Source organism: Kribbella sp. NPDC059898, assembly GCF_042730855.1.
Classification (GTDB): Bacteria; Actinomycetota; Actinomycetes; order Propionibacteriales; family Kribbellaceae; genus Kribbella.
The window spans coordinates 536,914-552,430 of record NZ_JBHWKR010000004.1; the positions used below are offsets into that span (position 1 = coordinate 536,914).

The following is a 15,517-nucleotide window of genomic DNA, read 5'->3' on the forward strand; positions in this document are numbered from 1 at the left end:
CGGTTCACGCCAAGCGCTTGAGTACTTCGTCGTGCAGCCGGCCGTTGGTGGCGACGGCGTTCGGGCCGTTCGGGCCCGGCGCACCGTCGACGGACGTGAACGTACCGCCGGCCTCCTCGACGACGATCGCCAGCGCGGCCATGTCGTACAGGTTCAGCTCCGGCTCGGCGGCGATGTCGACCGCCCCTTCGGCGACCAGCATGTACGACCAGAAGTCGCCGTACGCGCGGGTCCGCCAGACCGAGTCCATCAGTTCGGCCCACTGGTTCTTCTTGCCGATCTTCTCCCAGCCTTTGAGCGACGCGTACGACAGCGACGCGTCCTCGATCCTGCTCACGTCGCTGACCCGGCAGGGCTGCGACGAGTGCAGCGCGCGGCCGGTCCAGGCGCCGTCGCCGTACGACGCCCACCAGCGCTTCCCGAGCGCGGGCGCCGAGACCACGCCGACGACGACCTGGTCCTCGATCATCAGGCTGATCAGCGTCGCCCAGACCGGGACGCCGCGGATGTAGTTCTTGGTGCCGTCGATCGGGTCCACCACCCAGCGCCGGACGCCCCAGCCCGACGTACCGTCCTCCTCGCCCACGAACGCGTCCCGCGGCCGGGCCCGGGCGAGCGTCTTGCGCATCACGTCCTCGACCTTCTTGTCCGACTCGCTCACCGGAGTCAGGTCGGGCTTGGTGGCCACGTGCAGGTCGAGCGCCTTGTAGCGGTCCATCGTGGTCGAGTCCGCGTCGTCGGCCAGGATGTGGGCGAGCCGCAGGTCATCCGTGTGCGAAGGCATGCCGGAAGGCTAGCCTGAACTGCTCCCGAGCGCGCTGGGTGTCCGGGACGAGTTGTCGCGGGATTGAACCGAATCGGGTCGCCGACCGTGCCATTGGTGTCCGACCACGACCTCAAGACTGCCGGGAGGCGTCAATGTTCGAGCGCTTCGGGGACCTGCCGCTGCATGTGCTGGTGATTCACCTCGCGGTGGTGGTGCTGCCGCTGAGCGCCCTCACCGCGATCGCCTTCGTCGCGGTGCCGAAATGGCGCTCGTTCCTGCGCTGGCCGGCGCTGGTGCTCGGCGCCGGTGCGCTCGTCTGCGCGTTCGTCGCGAAGAAGAGCGGGGACGCGTTCGTGGCGGCGCTGCCGCAGTTGCGGCAACTGGTCGCCGTGCACCGGTCGCGCGGGAACCTGCTGCTCTGGTTCGTGCTGGCGTTCACGATCCTGGTCGTCGCCGCGTTCCTGTTGCTGCCGACAACGGGACGGGGTGCGGTGGCAATCAACAGCCGCCCGCTCCAGCTGCTCGTGACCGCGGCCGTCGTGGTGATGGCCGTCGTCGTCATCTACCAGACCATCCGCACCGGCGACGCCGGAGCCCGCGCGGTCTGGGGCGGCACGCTGCCGAAGAAGTAGCTAGCTTGTTGTCCGGCTGGCGAGCAGTCGGCGGAACGACGCGACCCGGTCGGCGTCGGCGCGGCCGTCCGCGACCGCCTCGTCGAGGGCGCAGTCCGGTGCGTCCTCGGTGTGCGTGCAGCCGCGCGGGCAGTCCTCCGCGAGCTCGGCCAGGTCCGGGAACGCGTGGATCAGCTGGTCCGGATCCACATGCGCCAGCCCGAACGAGCGGATGCCAGGCGTGTCGATCAGCCAGCCGCCGTCCGGCAGCCGCAGTACGACAGTATTCGTGGAGGTGTGCCGCCCGCGGCCAGTGACCTCGTTGACGATGCCGGTGGCCCGGCCGGCGCCGGGGATGATGCCGTTCACCAGCGTGGACTTGCCGACGCCGGAGTGGCCGACCAGCACGCTCGTCCGGTCGTGCAACTGTTCGCGGAGCTCGGTCAGGTCGCCGCCCTGCTGGGTCGCCACCGACTCGACGCCGAGCGGGCGGTAGATCGACAGCAGCGGGTCCGGGTCGGCGAGGTCGGTCTTGGTCAGGCAGAGCAGCGGCCGCATGCCGGCGTCGTACGCCGCGACCAGGAAGCGGTCGATCAACCCGGTGCGGGGCTCCGGGTTCGCGACCGCGACGACGATCACCAACTGGTCCGCGTTCGCCACCAGCGGACGCTCGACCGGGTCGTCGTCATCAGCGGACCGGAGCAGCAGCGTCTTCCGCGGGACGACCTCGACGATCCGGGCGAGGGTGCCCTCGTCGCCGCTCGCGTCGCCGTCGAGCTTGACCCGGTCCCCGACGATCACACCCTTCCGGCCGAGCTGCCGGGCCTTCATCGCGGTGACCTCGCGGCCGCTGCCGGTGGTGCCGACCCAGCACGTGTACCGCCCGCGGTCGCGGGTGATCACGACCGCTTCGGCGGCGTCGTCGTACGACGGGCGGTCCTTGGTCCGCGGCCGGGTCCGGCGCTTCGGCCGGTCGAACCGGGCCTCCTCGTCGTACCGCGACATCAGCGCACGAGTCCGGACCACATGTCGGGGAACTCGGGCAAGGTTTTCGCGGTGGTGCCGATGTTCTCGATCCGCAGGTCGTCGACGAGCAGGCCGAGGACGGCGGCGGCGTGCGCCATCCGGTGGTCGTCGTAGGTGTGGAAAAGCCCGCCCCGCAAGGGTTTCGGGCGGATCGCCAGGCCGTCCTCGAGCTGCGTCACGTCGCCGCCGAGCGCGTTGAGCTCGGCCTCCAGCGCCGCCAGCCGGTCGGTCTCGTGGTTGCGCAGGTGGGCGATGCCACGCAGGTACGACGGCCCGTCGGCGAAGGCGGCGACCGCCGCGATCACCGGGGACAGCTCGCCGACCTCGCTCAGGTCGAGGTCGACCGCGGGAATCCGACCGGTACCGCGCACGGTCAGGTCGCCGTCCGCCAGCGTGACCGACGCGCCGAGCCGGGTGAAGATCTCGGGCAGCTGACCGCCCGGCTGCGTGGTCTCCGCCGGCCAGCCGGTCACCGTGACGGAGCCGCCGGTGACGACGGCCGCGGCCAGGAACGGCGCGGCGTTCGACAGGTCCGGCTCGATCGCGGTGTCCAGCGCCCGAACGGGGCCGGGGGCAACGACCCAGCGGTTCGGCTCGGCGTCGTCGACGTGTACGCCGCGCTCGCGCAGCATCGCCACCGACATGTCCAGGTGCGGCTGCGACGGCACCGGCTTGCCGTCGTGCCGGAGGTCGACGCCCTCGTCGTACCGCGCGCCCGCCAGCAGCAGCGCGGAGACGAACTGGCTCGACCCGGACGCGTCCAGCGTCACCGTGCCGCCGCGGACCGAGCCGGTGCCGGACACGGAGTACGGCATCCGCCCGGTGCCGCCGTCGTCGATCTGTACGCCGAGGGTCCGGAGTGCGCCGAGGATGACGTCCATCGGCCGTTCGCGCGCGTACTCGTCGCCGTCGAACGCGACCACGCCGTCGGCGAGCGCCGCGACCGGCGGGACGAAACGCATCACGGTGCCGGCCAGACCACAGTCGACCGCGGCCGGTCCCTTGAGTGAGCCCGGGGTGACGGTGACCGTCGTACCGCTCTCGCTGATGCCCACGCCGAGCGAGACCAGCGCGGACCGCATCAGGGAGGTGTCGCGGGCCTTGAGCAGGCCGGTCAGGTGCGACGGGCCGTCGGCGAGCGCGGCAAGAATGAGCGCACGGTTGCTGATCGACTTCGACCCGGGCACGGTGACCCGTCCGCTGACCGCACCTGCGGCCAGCGGTGCCGGCCAGCCCTGATCCTCGCTCATGCCACTCCCTAGGCTCGTCATCTCGAGCCTGAGCCTATCGCTACTGCACCTTCCAGCCCTGTGGCAGCAGCAGCGACAGGTACTGCGGGGAGTTGTTCAGCACCGGCGCCGGCAGCGTCTTGGGGAATGTGTAGTTGACCACCTGGATACCGGGCGCCGGGATCGCCGCGCCGCCGTTGTAGGCCGGTGCGCCGATGCCCTTCTCGAACGTCGCGACCGGCAGCAGGGTCTTGGCGTCCAGGTAGTAGACGGCGTGGATGCCGACGCCGAGCGGGTAGGGGTTCGACCAGGGCCACGTCACCGGGTCGAGTCCGGCGTCCCGGAACGCCCACATCGAGATCGCCGTACCGCCGTAGCCGACGTCGGTCAGGACGACAGGTTTGAAGTCGACGACCTGCCGCACGTAGGTCCGGCCGCCGGCCGAGAGCAGGGTTGGCTTCGCCGGATTCACGTACCCGGAGTAACTCCGCAGCTTCGCCAGCACCGTGTCGGCCTGGCCCGGGGTCAGGCCGCTCGAGAACAGGCCGTCGCCGGTGTTGAAGGACTGCTTCTTGTAGCACTCCGGGCTGTCGAACGGGACGACCTGCCACTTCTTGAGGATGTGGTTCCAGCTGTAGCTCTTCCCGCCTTTGCAGATGGCGCTGGTCGGCTCGTTGTCGTTGGCATTGGCGCGGGACGTCGTGGCGAAGTAGAACTTGTCCGTCTTGTGGTCGATGACCGAGTCGGTGATCGTCCACGAGTCGTCCCGGGCCAGGAACTTCCGCGGGCTCTCGAAGTACGACACCTTGAGCCGCCCGAGCGGCTGGGTCATCTGCCGCTTGGCCACACCCTCGAAGAACGTCGCGGGATCGACCTCACCCAGAGTCTGGGCCGTCACAGGCTGACCGGGCTCGATCGTCTTGCCGTGCGGTGCTCCGGCCGTACCGTCGTCCTTCTTGGACAGCGCACGCCAGCCGAAGATGCCGACCGGTACGGCGATCACCAGCAGGACCGCCGCGACGACTGCCCAGATCACACCGCGACGTTTACGCGGCGGCTTCGGATAGCCCGGCGGCTGCGGCGCCGGGCGCGGCGCCTGCTCAGGAGGCGGGTAGAGCGCCTGCTGCTGGGGTGCTTGCTGGGGCGGGAGAGTCGAGATCGGCTGCCAGGAGCGGCCGTCCCACCACCACTGGCCATCGTCGCTGTACGTAGGCACCGATCTAGACTAGAACGATGTAGGCGGCAGATCAGCTCAGCTCGGCTTTGGCGAGTCGGGCCGCGTGCTTGGCCTCGCGGGCCAGTTGCTTGGCTTCGCGCTTGGCCGCCTTCGCGCCGCGCTTGGTCTCGCGCTTCGCTGCCTTCGCACCGTGCGTGGCGCGCCAGGCGACACCCGGCTTGCCCTCGGTGTCGACCGCGGCGAGCAGCAGCCCGCCCAGCAGCCCGAGGTTCTTCATGAACTGGATGCGCTGCTGGTTGCGCACCATCTTGTCCTTCTCCTGCCAGAACGCGTGACCCGCGAGCGTCGTCGGTACGAGCGACGCCGCCAGCAGCGACGCGCCGAGCCGGCGGCCCTTCCCGCTGGCCAGCGCTACACCGCCGAGCACCTGCGCCGCGCCGTTCAGCCGGACCAGGTTCGCCGTGGTGTCCGGGATGCGCTCGCTGACCTGCGGCGGCGCGACCTTCTTCACCATCGGCACGAACCGATCAGTGATCGGTTGCGCCTTCGGGACCAGCGGTTCGGGGTTGCGGATCGCGTTGGCGCCCTGCACGACGAAGATGACGGACAGCAACGGCCTGGCCAGTGCGCGCACGACAGTCATGCCTCTTTAATACCACTTTTCAGATGGGACATCCGTCCGGCCCGCACGCGGCGTCACCGTCGGTCGCACCCGGCGCGGTGATCAGCGTCACCGGCTTACGGTCCGCGTTCGCGCGCCGCAAGGCCTCCTGGAACACCTCCACCGGCTGTGCGCCGCTCACGCCGTACTTCTCGTCGATGACGAAGAACGGTACGCCGTTGGCGCCGTACGCCAGGGCCTGCGCCTGGTCGGCCGCGACCTCGTCGGTGTACGTCGTACCCGCCAGCACCTCGCGCACCCGCTCGGCGGGGAGGCCTACCTCGGTGGCCAGGTCCGTCAGGGTGGCGTGGTCACCGACCGGGAGACCGTCGGTGAAGTACGCCTTCAAGAGGCGCTCCTTGAGACGGCCCTGCGTGTCTGCGGGAACCTCACCGGACTCGGCCAGCTCACGGGCCAGGTGCAGGACGCGGTGGGCGTCGACGGTGTTGGCCGGCTTCGCCTTCTCCAGGTGGTACTCCAGGCCGTCCTCAGCGGCGACCTCGGTGACCTGGGCGTTCGCCTGCAGGCCCCACTCGCGGCCGCGGCCGTACTTCTCGCCCAGACGGGTCGCCAGGTCCCGCGGGTCGTCGTTCGTCGACGACGGGTCGAGCTGGAAGCTGTGCCAGACCACCGTTGCCTCGTCGCCGCTGGTCGCAAGAGCCTCTTCGAGCCGGCGCTTGCCGATGTAGCACCACGGGCAGACGACGTCGGACCACACATCAATGCGCATAACTGTGGGCAACTGACCACTCCGTGGACCTATTCCCAACCAGCCGCTGGTGTGACGCGTCTGACGGTCCATGAGCTCCGAAATGGACGAAGAACTCGTACGGACCCTGTTGAAAGAGCAGCATCCGGACCTGGCCGACCTGGAGCTCGAGGAGGTGGACGGCGGCTGGGGCAACCAGATGTGGCGGCTCGGCGACGACCTGGCGTTGCGCATCCCTCGCCACGACCCCACCTCCGACCCGATCCTCCGCGAACACCGTTGGCTCCCGGAGATCGCGGCCCGGGTTCCGTTGCCGGTCCCCACGCCGGTGCGGCTCGGTCAGCCGTCGGAGCGCTTCCCCAAGGCCTGGCTGGTCACTACCTGGGTTGCCGGGGAGCCGGCCGACCGTACGCCGATCACCTCGCCGCGGGCCGCCGATACCTTGGCTGCTTTCCTGCAGGCGCTGCACACCGAGGCCCCCGCTGACGCGCCGCGGGCCGCGGGCCGTGGTGACGGGCTGGGCGGTCACACCGAGGGCTTCGAGAAGTGGGCGGACGAGTTCGCCGTCGAGGACGCCGTACGGGCGGTGTGGGCCGACGGGGTCGCGGCGCCGGTGTATGCGGGTCCGCCGGTGTGGCTGCACAGCGACCTGCATCCCGCGAACGTGGTCGTTGCCGACGGCACCCTCGCAGGCGTGGTCGACTTCGGCGACCTGTCCCACGGCGACCCGGCCACGGACCTGTCAGCCGCCTGGCTGCTGCTCCCCGACGGCTCGGTCGACCGCTTCTTCGACGCCTACCCGGTCGACGACGCCACCTACCGCCGCGCCCGCGCCTGGGCCGCCGCCCGAGCCCTCTCCTTGATCGCCATCGGCACCGCCGGAGTAAAACGCCACCCCGGCGGCAAACCAACCTGGCTCCCAGCCGGAACCGCCGCAATGCACCGCATCGTCTCGGCGCCACCGCACTCCACCCCGCCCCGTAGCGAGCCCGGCTCCACCTCACGCACGCCCGCCCCGGAGCGAAGCGGAGGGGCGGGGGTGGTTGACGGCGGGTTCTAGACTCGGCCCGCTGAGAGGAGGGGGTATGCGGGACGAGTTGGCTGGGCAGTTGTCGCAGCTGCGGGATCTGACCGGCCGGAGTCTGCGGGAGCTTGCCCGTGACATCAACGCCAGCAGTTCCTCGCTCTCGCGGTACTTCTCCGGCCAGGCCGCACCACCGTGGCCAACAGTCGTAGCCTTGTGCAAGGCCGCCGGCCGTGACCCGCGTCCGCTCCGGGAGGTATGGGAGCGTGCCAAGAGCGACGGGCCGCGGGCAGAGCCGGCCCGACAAGTACGCAACGACCTCCCACACGACGTCGTCGCGTTCACAGGTCGACGTACTGAGCTGGAAACGCTCCTGGAAGCAGCACGCAGTACGGCGGTCGTGGCGATCGACGGTATGGGTGGTGTGGGCAAGTCCGCGCTGGCCGTGCACGCCGCGCACCTGCTGACCACGGACTACCCCGACGGGCAGCTCTACCAGGACCTACACGGGTTCACGCCCGGGCGGGAGCCTGTCGAGCCGGCCGAGGCGCTCCGGGTGCTGCTGACCGCTCTCGGTCTGTCACCGGCCCGGATTCCGGACGGACTCGTCGAGCGGGCCGCGCTCTGGCGGTCCGAGCTGGCGACCCGGCGGGCGATCGTGGTGCTGGACAACGCCGCCGACGCCGAGCACGTCCGGGACCTGCTGCCCGGTGCCGGCCAGAGCTTCGTCGTGATCACCAGTCGCCGCCGGCTGGTGGAGCTGGACGGAGTACGGCCGGTATCGCTGGACGTCCTGCCGAGCGAGGACGCCGTACAGCTGCTGATCGAGTCCGCCGGTGGCACGCGAGCCGGCGACATCGACGAGGTACTGCGGCGTTGCGGGAACCTGCCGCTCGCGATCCGGGTCGCGGCCGCCCGGCTGCGGCACCGTCCGGCGTGGACGCTCGACACGCTGGTGGAGCGGCTCCGGGAGGGCGAGCTGGCGGTGGGGGACGTGTTCGAGATGTCGCTGCGGCAGCTCGACCCGGCGCAGCGGCGGATGTTCCAGCTGCTCGGGCAGGTGCCGGGCGACGATATCGACGCGTACGGCGCTGCCGCGCTGGCCGGGATCCCGTTGGGGAACGCCCGCTCGCTGCTGGAGGACCTGGTCGACGCACACCTGGTCCAGGAGCCGGCTGTGGGCCGCTACCGCATGCACGACCTGCTCCGCCAGGCTGCTCGCGCTGACGATCCTGCCGCGGACCCAGTGCCCGCGATCGCCAGGCTGGGTGACTATTACTTGACCTGCCTGATCGCTGTGAAGCAGCTGATCAGAATCGTCGTCCCGCTCCCGGTCACGGTGTCACACCCACCGACTGAGCTGCCCGATCTGTCCAGCCACGACAGTGGCACCAGCTGGATGGACAGCGAGTGGGACAACCTGCTGGCCACGTTTGGGCTCGCTGTACAGCTCCGGATCGACACGCTCGCCGTCGGGCTCGGACAGCTCGTCACGATCGATCAAGGTCGTCGTGGTGGGTCAGGGTTGTTGCGAGACGTTCTCGAGGCCAGCATGCCTGCCGTCGAACGGCTCGGTGATCGCCGCATGCTCGGCTCGCACCGGTACCTGCTGGGCATCCAATTGAGGCGGAGGGGCCGCCTCGCCGAAGGGGCCCGGGAGCTCGAAGCTGCCTGCGCACTGATGGATGGCGACCCTGTCGGCGAGGCCATGGCGCTCTTCCAGCTCGGAGAGACGTACGAGCACAGTGACACCGCACGGGCCTTGGACCTCATGGAGCAGGCCGTGGCTGTCCTCCCGCCAGAAGAGGCGGTTGTCCGGCCGCGGGTGCGCACCACCCTCGCTCACGCGCTCATCCGTCTGGGGAAGCACGCTGCCGCCCGTGACCTCGCGGCCGAGATACTCGAGTCCGTCCGGGACAGGGACCCGCAGACGGCGCGCATGTGCCTGGATGTGCTCAGCAGCGCCGCCCTGCGACTTGGGGATCTCCACGGGGCGCTCGACTACGCCGAGCAGTCTGTCGCGATCAGCCAGGCGACGCAGCACGCGATCTTCGAAGCGAACAGCCTCACCGACGTAGCCGTGGCCATGCTCCATCTTGGACGCCGGGAGGAGGCAGCGGCTCAGCAGGCCGAGGCTGTCCGCATTCTTGAACTGGCCGGGGAGCCGGACCGGCTGGTGCGTGGTCTCCTGCCGTACGCCGACGCGTGCCTGGCCACCGGCGACCCGGAAACGGCCACACGGAGCTTCCAAGCGGCGTTGGACGTCGCCACGGCGCACGGCCTCGACTACCTGGTTCCCGTAGCGCGTGCGGGACTGTCCCGTCCCGTCCCGGGACACCAGTCCTAGACGTACGAATCCGCAGGTCAGCCCCGGCGACTCCTGTCCCAGGAGCCTGGCGCTTGATTGTCCCGGCCTGACACAGCGTCGAAGCTTCCGGGCATGGACGAACCCGCACTCTGGGCAGTAGACGGAACAGTCGCCATGCCACCAGCCGCCGTGGCTGGGCTGTTGCTGGCTGTTTCCGAAGGCCGTGTCGGTCACGACAACCTGCTGGTCTTGGCCGGCGCCTCCGCAGCCCGTCGAGGTGCCATGACCGTCGTCGGCGGACCCAACGTCTACCGAGCCGAGCTGGCCGGACCGGTCGAACCGGTCGAGATCCGCGTCGACCCCAGCAACTCCACCCTGGCGGTGCAGAGCTGGTACGCCGGGATCTACACCGTCACTGCCTGCCGTGCCGGCGCCTTGGTCACGCACCAGGTGCACCGGGTCGTCCCGCGCCATCCGGGTTTCGCGGACGGGATCGCCGACCTCGGTCTGCGGGTCCGGATGCGCCGGGACCTGGACGCCGTACTGGGTGTCATCGCCGACCGGCTCGGCTGCTGACACGTCACTGCACCGCGACCGGCGCCGTGTCAGTGCGACGGCGGTCCGGTGTCAGGACGGTCTTCCAGAGTGGTCACAACAACAAAAGTTCGCAACCGTCAGAGAGGCAACACCATGTCTACCTTCACCACCCCCGAGGCCATCTCCGCAGTCCTGAACATCCCCGCCGGCCGGATCAGCTTCACCGCCTCCGAGCGGACCGACACCGCCGTCCAGGTGCGGCCCGTCGACCCGTCGAAGGGCCGGGACGTGAAGGCGGCCGAGGCGACGCAGGTCGAGTACGCGGACGGTGTACTGCGGATCACGGTCGTCACCAAGAACCAGTACTTCGGCCCGTCTGGCTCCGTCGCGGTGCAGGTCGAACTGCCCGCCGGGTCCGCGGTCGAGGTCAAGGCGGCCAGCGCCGAACTGCGCACCACCGGATCGCTCGGTGCCGTCGTCGTCGAGAGCTCGCACGGCTCGATCGACCTCGCCGACGTGGCGAGCGCCCGGGTCACCACCGTCGCCGGGGACGTCGCGATCGGCCACCTGAACGGGCCGGCCGAGGTCCGCACCAGCAAGGGCGACATCCGGATCGCCGAGGCCGCGCAGGGTGCGCTCGAGCTGCGCACCGACGTCGGCGAGATCGAGGTCGGCGCCGCTCCCGGTGTCTCGGCCACGCTGGACGCCGGCACCACCACCGGCCGGATCAACAACTCGCTGAAGAACTCCGAGGCCGCCCAGCTCACCATCCGGGCGACCACCACCGTCGGCGACATCGTCGCCCACAGCCTCTGACCGGAAGGAACACCAAGAATGTCAACGAACGCAATCTCCGCGGCCGGCGAGAAGCGACTGCACGAGGTCCTGTCCGCGTACGTCGACTCCGGGAAGATTCCCGGGGTCGTCGCCCTGGTCGGCCGCGGCGACGCCGAGCCGTACGTCGAGACGCTCGGGACCACGCGCCACGACGGCGGGCCGCCGATGCGGCGGGACACCATCTTCCGGATGGCGTCCACGTCCAAGCCGGTCACGGTCGCGGCCGCGATGGTGCTGCTGGACGACTGCCGGATCCGGCTCGACGACCTGGTCGAGACCTGGCTGCCGGAGCTCGCCGACCGCAAGGTGCTCCGGACGATCAACTCCGAGCTGGACGACACGGTGCCGGCCAAGCGGCCGATCACCGTCCGGGACGTGCTCACCTCGACGTTCGGGCTCGGCATGGACATGACCTCGCTCGGTACGCCGATCATGAACGAGGTCTTCGCCAAGGGCCTCACGCCGAACCTGCCCGAGCCGATGCCAGAGCAGGACGAGTGGATGCGCCGGCTCGGGACGCTGCCGCTGATGCACCAGCCCGGTGAGCTGTGGCAGTACCAGATCAGCAGCGACCTGCTCGGCGTACTGGTCTCCCGGGTCTCCGGCCAGTCGTACGGCGACTTCCTGCGGGAGCGGGTCTTCGGGCCGCTCGGGATGAAGGACACCGGGTTCTTCGTACCCCAGGACGACCTGCACCGGCTGCCGCCGCTGTACGTGCCGGACCCGGCGACCGGGGAGTTCCACGTGTGGGATGAGGTCGAGGGCGGCCGGCACAGTACGCCGCCGGCGTTCCAGGGCGGAGGCGGCGGCCTGAACTCGACCGTCGACGACTATTACTCGTACTTCCGGATGCTGCTGAACCAGGGCACCCACCAGGGCGAGCGGATCCTGTCCCGGCCGGCGGTGGAGCTGATGACCACCAACCGGCTCACGGCGGAGCAGCTGGCCTGGCGGGAGGCGATGGCGCGGGACAACGTGCACATCTCGTTCGGCCAGGGCCAGCACGGCGGCTGGGGTTTCGGGATGGCGGTGCGCACGTACCGCGGCGACTACGCCCCGGTCGGCCAGTTCGGCTGGGACGGCGGCTCGGGTACGTCGACGTACGCCGACCCGGCCAACCAGGTCGTCGGCATCCTGCTGACCCAGGTCGGCGCGTCCACCGCGACGCCGATGCAGCTGATGCAGGACTTCTGGACCACGATCTACCAGGCGCTCGACTGACAGCACGGTCCGGCTCAGGTGACACTGAGCCGGACCGTCTCGTGTCAGCGGGTGAGGGCCTGCGCGATGAAGTCGGCGACGGCCTTCGGCTGGGAGACCGCGACGGCGTGCGAGCCGTCGACCTCGACGGTGGTCGCGTTCGCGCGGGCGGCCATCGTCCGCTGCCCGTCCGGGTGGATCGCCTCGTCGTGGGTGGCGATCAGGTCGTAGACCGGGAGGCGCTTCCAGGTCGCCGTACCGGACTTCTCGTCGAAGGCCGCGGCGGCGATCGGGCGCTGGGTCCGGCCGAGCAGCTCGGCGTCCTCGACGTCGGCCGCGAACAGCGCCTGGAACTTGGCCAGGTCGATGCTCAGCCAGGTCTCCTCGCCGCCGTCGCCGGTCGGCAGCTGGTGCGGGACCAGGCCGGAGGCGAAGTCGTTCGCGGGGAAGCTGCCGAGCAGATCCTGCAGGCTTTCGCCCTCCTCCGGTACGAACGCCGCGACGTACACCAGTGCGGACACGTTGTCGGCCTGGGCCGCGGCGGCGGTGATCACGGCACCGCCGTAGGAGTGCCCCACCAGCACGACCGGGCCGTCGATCTCCCGGACCTGGGAGGCCACCCGGCTGCCGTCGAGCGCCGGCCCGCGCAGCTCGTTGGCGACCGCGATCGCCGGGATGCCCCGGCTGGTCAGCTCGGCGATCACACCGGCCCAGCTGCCGTTCTCCGCAAACGCACCGTGCACCAGGACGACGGTGGGGGTCTTGTCAGTCATCTCGCGTTCCCTTCGTGGTTGCTTGGTAGAAGGAAACCGCGGAAGCCCGCTCCGGCGGATCGGGTGATCACATGAACCTGCTCCGGGCGCCCGCGCCCGCGGTGCACCCGAATCTCATGCGTTCGGGGGAGGGGCGAACCGTTCCAGCACCAGCCGGGTCAGCTGCACCCGTGAGTTCACCCCGAGCTTGCCGAACACGGCCCGCAGATGCGTCCCGACCGTGCTGACCGACACCACCAGCTCCTCCGCCGCCGAGCGGTTCGTATGACCGTCCGCGACCAGCAGCGCCACCCGTCGCTCCATCGGAGTCAGCGACTCCCACCCCTGCTGAGCCCGCGGCGGTACGGCGGCCCAGCGGCGTCGACGTACTCCGGCTGCCTGCAGCACCGCCTGGATCCGCCCGGCCGGAGCCGTCGCGCCCAGAGCGGCCAGGCTGTCGAGGGCTCGCTCCAGCGCTGGTACGCCGGTCTTACGGTCACCCGCTTCCAGAGCGGCCCGTCCGTACCTCTCCTCGGCCTGTGCGACCAGCAGTGGCCGGTGCGTCGTACGGACGACCTCTACCGCCGCGGCCAGGTGCTCGACGTCGTTGCCAGCGGCTACTACCGCCAGCGCGCCACGGCTGGCTGCTGACGGCGGCAGCTGCTCCAGCTCTGGTCGTGCGTTGGCCTGCAACAGGATGCCTATGCGCTCCGGGAAGTCGTATGGGGTGGCAGTCAGGCGCTCTACCGCGTGTAGGTCGCCGTCGGCGACAGCCAGCAAGGCGTTGATGGTCGGGTCGTTACCGGCCAGCTTCCGTGCCTGGCTGAGGTGCCCGCGAAGCAGAGCGATCAGCGCCAGGACCTGGTCCGCAGCAGGAGCGAGGGTGTGGTCGTGCAGCTGGTCCATCCAGCGCAGACCGGACTGTGCGGCGTCTTCAGCCTCCTGCAGGTTGCCAGACGCGTACTCGAGTCGCGCACGCAGCACGGCGAGCTGTGGAGCGGCCCAGGAGTCACCTGCGGTCAACAGCTCCCACACCCGCTCCAACGCAGCAGGCAGGTCGTCCGTCTCCGCACGGCAGTACAACTCACCCACCTCAACCTGCGAAGCCGGCAAACTCCCCAGCCCCACCGGCGCCGTCCGCGCCGCCGCGTACAGCTCCCGCGCTTCTCCGAACCGACCCGCCGCACGCGCCCGCTCAGCCTCAGCCACACGCTGTAGTCCCTGGGCAATCGGGTCGGTTGCTTCACCCGGAGCTTCCGCACCCGTGAGTGCGCGGTGGCCGGCCAGACGTTCGGCGAGCTGAGCTGCAGCTCCAGGAACCGTCAGGTCGCGCACGTCGAGGCGGCGGAAGGGCGCCAGCTGCAGCCGCAGCGTCGCCTGCAGGTCCGCCGTCGCACCGGGTAGCAATTCGTCCGCAAACGCCTTGGCCCGGTCGTACTGCCAAGCGGCCAGGAGAACACTCACCACCTCCACCCCGACCTCAGCCCGCAGCGGATCGCCAACAGGCGTCAGTTCGAACGCCTGCTGGATCACCTCAGCCGCCGTGGTCGACATCGTCGCCAAGAGGTCCCGCGCCGCCTGCCGAAGCGTCGCAACAGCCGCCACGTCACCCGGCTGCGCCACCGCCAGCACATGCGGCGCAGCAGCCGCCGCACCACGCCCGGCAGCCATCAACTGGTCCGCTATCGCCCCGTGCAGCGCCCGCTGAGCAGACGGCGGTACGTCGGCCAACGCCGCGGAGCGCAGTAGCTCGTGCCGGAAGCGCAGTACCGAACCGCCGTCAGCCAGCAGCCCTGCCTGGATCGCCTCGTCCAACGGCGCCGCCAGCCGCGCTACGGGCGCAGCCATCAGTACGGCGACGTCCTCCAGCCGGAACTCGCTCCCGAAGACAGCCGCCGTCCGTACGAGCTCCCGGCTGGTCTCGGACAGCTCAGCCGTACGCCGACGTACACCCTCGACCAGCCCCGCGGACAGGTCGTTGTCGCTCAGGTACAACCCGGCGATGAGCTGCTCGGCCAGGAACGGGATGCCCTGCACACCAGCCAGCTGTACGGCGAGCGACGGGTCGACGGCGTGGTTCAACCGGTCCGCGGCGAGGTCCTGGATCGCCTCCGTGGTCAACGGCGCCAGCGGGAGGCTGTGCACCGGTACGTTGACCGCCTGCACCAACTGGTCCGTCGTACCACCAGGAGACGAGCGGGTAGCCAGCAGCCACAGCACCTGCGCCGCCGGGAGCCTGTCGATCACGACCCGCAGTACGAACGCCGTGAGCGGGTCCGACCACTGTGCGTCGTCCAGCACGATCAACGCGCGTACTCCGGCCAGCCGGCGCCCTATGAGGTCCGCCAACCGTTCAGCCAGCCACAAGGGCTGCGTGTTGAGACCAGCCAGCTCCAGGAACTGGTCCGTGTCGATCAGCGGCTCCGCGCCGCTGCGGAGCGCAGGAGCGAGCGAGGCGAGCGGGCTGATGTTGTCGGTCTGTGGGGCAACCGCACTCGCCACCAGGAACCCCTGCCGCTCAGCCTGCTCCACAGCAGCCGCCAGCAACGCTGACTTGCCGATGCCCGGTTCACCGCTGACCACTGCTAGCGAGACCCGGCCATTGCCTGCCGCGCGCAGGGCGTCCAGGAGCTTGCCCAGCTCCTCGGAGCGTCCCCGCAGCGGCACCATGGTGGATTTG

General features: G+C 70.2%; 14 protein-coding genes. 6 read left to right on the forward strand and 8 right to left on the reverse strand.

The features are described from left to right. Positions 1-4: 4 nt before the first annotated feature. A complete protein-coding gene (hisN, locus tag ACFV9C_RS16560; protein ID WP_380194446.1) occupies positions 5-784 on the reverse strand; it encodes a histidinol-phosphatase in 780 nt (259 codons plus the stop codon). Between the two features lie 134 nt (positions 785-918). On the opposite strand from hisN, the gene ACFV9C_RS16565 reads away from it, so the two are divergent. Then, the gene (locus tag ACFV9C_RS16565) at positions 919-1,398 is read left to right on the forward strand and encodes a DUF2231 domain-containing protein (protein ID WP_380194448.1); all 480 of its coding nucleotides are present in this window, start codon (positions 919-921) and stop codon (positions 1,396-1,398) included. Here ACFV9C_RS16565 and rsgA read toward each other — a convergent pair whose 3' ends face one another. From rsgA to ACFV9C_RS16590, 5 genes are read right to left on the reverse strand one after another with little or no spacing between them, the layout of a single operon-like run. Continuing rightward, positions 1,399-2,382 carry a ribosome small subunit-dependent GTPase A gene (gene rsgA, locus ACFV9C_RS16570; protein ID WP_380194449.1) on the reverse strand — a complete coding sequence of 328 codons (984 nt, stop codon included), beginning with the start codon at positions 2,380-2,382 and terminating at the stop codon, positions 1,399-1,401. Next, positions 2,382-3,653 carry a 3-phosphoshikimate 1-carboxyvinyltransferase gene (gene aroA / locus ACFV9C_RS16575; RefSeq protein WP_380194451.1) on the reverse strand — a complete coding sequence of 424 codons (1,272 nt, stop codon included), beginning with the start codon at positions 3,651-3,653 and terminating at the stop codon, positions 2,382-2,384. The genes rsgA and aroA overlap by 1 nt, the downstream gene beginning before the upstream one ends. 40 nt (positions 3,654-3,693) lie before the next feature. Next, positions 3,694-4,848, reverse strand: coding sequence for a hypothetical protein (locus tag ACFV9C_RS16580; RefSeq protein ID WP_380194452.1), 1,155 nt, complete (start codon positions 4,846-4,848; stop codon positions 3,694-3,696). Positions 4,849-4,879: 31 nt separating this feature from the next. Beyond that, positions 4,880-5,452 (reverse strand): DoxX family protein, encoded by a 573-nt coding sequence (locus ACFV9C_RS16585; protein ID WP_380194454.1) that lies wholly within the window; start codon positions 5,450-5,452, stop codon positions 4,880-4,882. A 19-nt stretch (positions 5,453-5,471) separates the two neighbouring features. Next, positions 5,472-6,200 carry a DsbA family protein gene (locus tag ACFV9C_RS16590; RefSeq protein WP_380194455.1) on the reverse strand — a complete coding sequence of 243 codons (729 nt, stop codon included), beginning with the start codon at positions 6,198-6,200 and terminating at the stop codon, positions 5,472-5,474. Between the two features lie 82 nt (positions 6,201-6,282). Between ACFV9C_RS16590 and ACFV9C_RS16595 the strand changes: the two genes are divergently transcribed. The 5 genes from ACFV9C_RS16595 (at position 6,283) to ACFV9C_RS16615 (ending at position 12,106) form a co-directional block, all read left to right on the forward strand. Further along, positions 6,283-7,239, forward strand: a complete 957-nt coding sequence (locus tag ACFV9C_RS16595; protein WP_380194457.1) for an aminoglycoside phosphotransferase family protein — start codon at positions 6,283-6,285, stop codon at positions 7,237-7,239. Positions 7,240-7,264: 25 nt separating this feature from the next. Further along, on the forward strand, positions 7,265-9,550 hold the full coding sequence (locus ACFV9C_RS16600; RefSeq protein WP_380194459.1) for an ATP-binding protein: 2,286 nt from the start codon (positions 7,265-7,267) through the stop codon (positions 9,548-9,550). A 93-nt stretch (positions 9,551-9,643) separates the two neighbouring features. Continuing rightward, on the forward strand, positions 9,644-10,087 hold the full coding sequence (locus ACFV9C_RS16605) for a hypothetical protein (protein ID WP_380194461.1): 444 nt from the start codon (positions 9,644-9,646) through the stop codon (positions 10,085-10,087). Positions 10,088-10,201: 114 nt separating this feature from the next. Then, positions 10,202-10,864: a DUF4097 family beta strand repeat-containing protein gene (locus ACFV9C_RS16610; protein WP_380194463.1), complete on the forward strand. Its 663-nt coding sequence runs from the start codon at positions 10,202-10,204 to the stop codon at positions 10,862-10,864. A gap of 18 nt (positions 10,865-10,882) precedes the next feature. After that, positions 10,883-12,106, forward strand: a complete 1,224-nt coding sequence (locus ACFV9C_RS16615) for a serine hydrolase domain-containing protein (RefSeq protein WP_380194465.1) — start codon at positions 10,883-10,885, stop codon at positions 12,104-12,106. Between the two features lie 44 nt (positions 12,107-12,150). Here ACFV9C_RS16615 and ACFV9C_RS16620 read toward each other — a convergent pair whose 3' ends face one another. Then, on the reverse strand, positions 12,151-12,858 hold the full coding sequence (locus ACFV9C_RS16620; protein ID WP_380194467.1) for an alpha/beta hydrolase: 708 nt from the start codon (positions 12,856-12,858) through the stop codon (positions 12,151-12,153). Between the two features lie 114 nt (positions 12,859-12,972). Beyond that, positions 12,973-15,507: an ATP-binding protein gene (locus ACFV9C_RS16625; protein ID WP_380194469.1), complete on the reverse strand. Its 2,535-nt coding sequence runs from the start codon at positions 15,505-15,507 to the stop codon at positions 12,973-12,975. Positions 15,508-15,517: the final 10 nt, after the last annotated feature.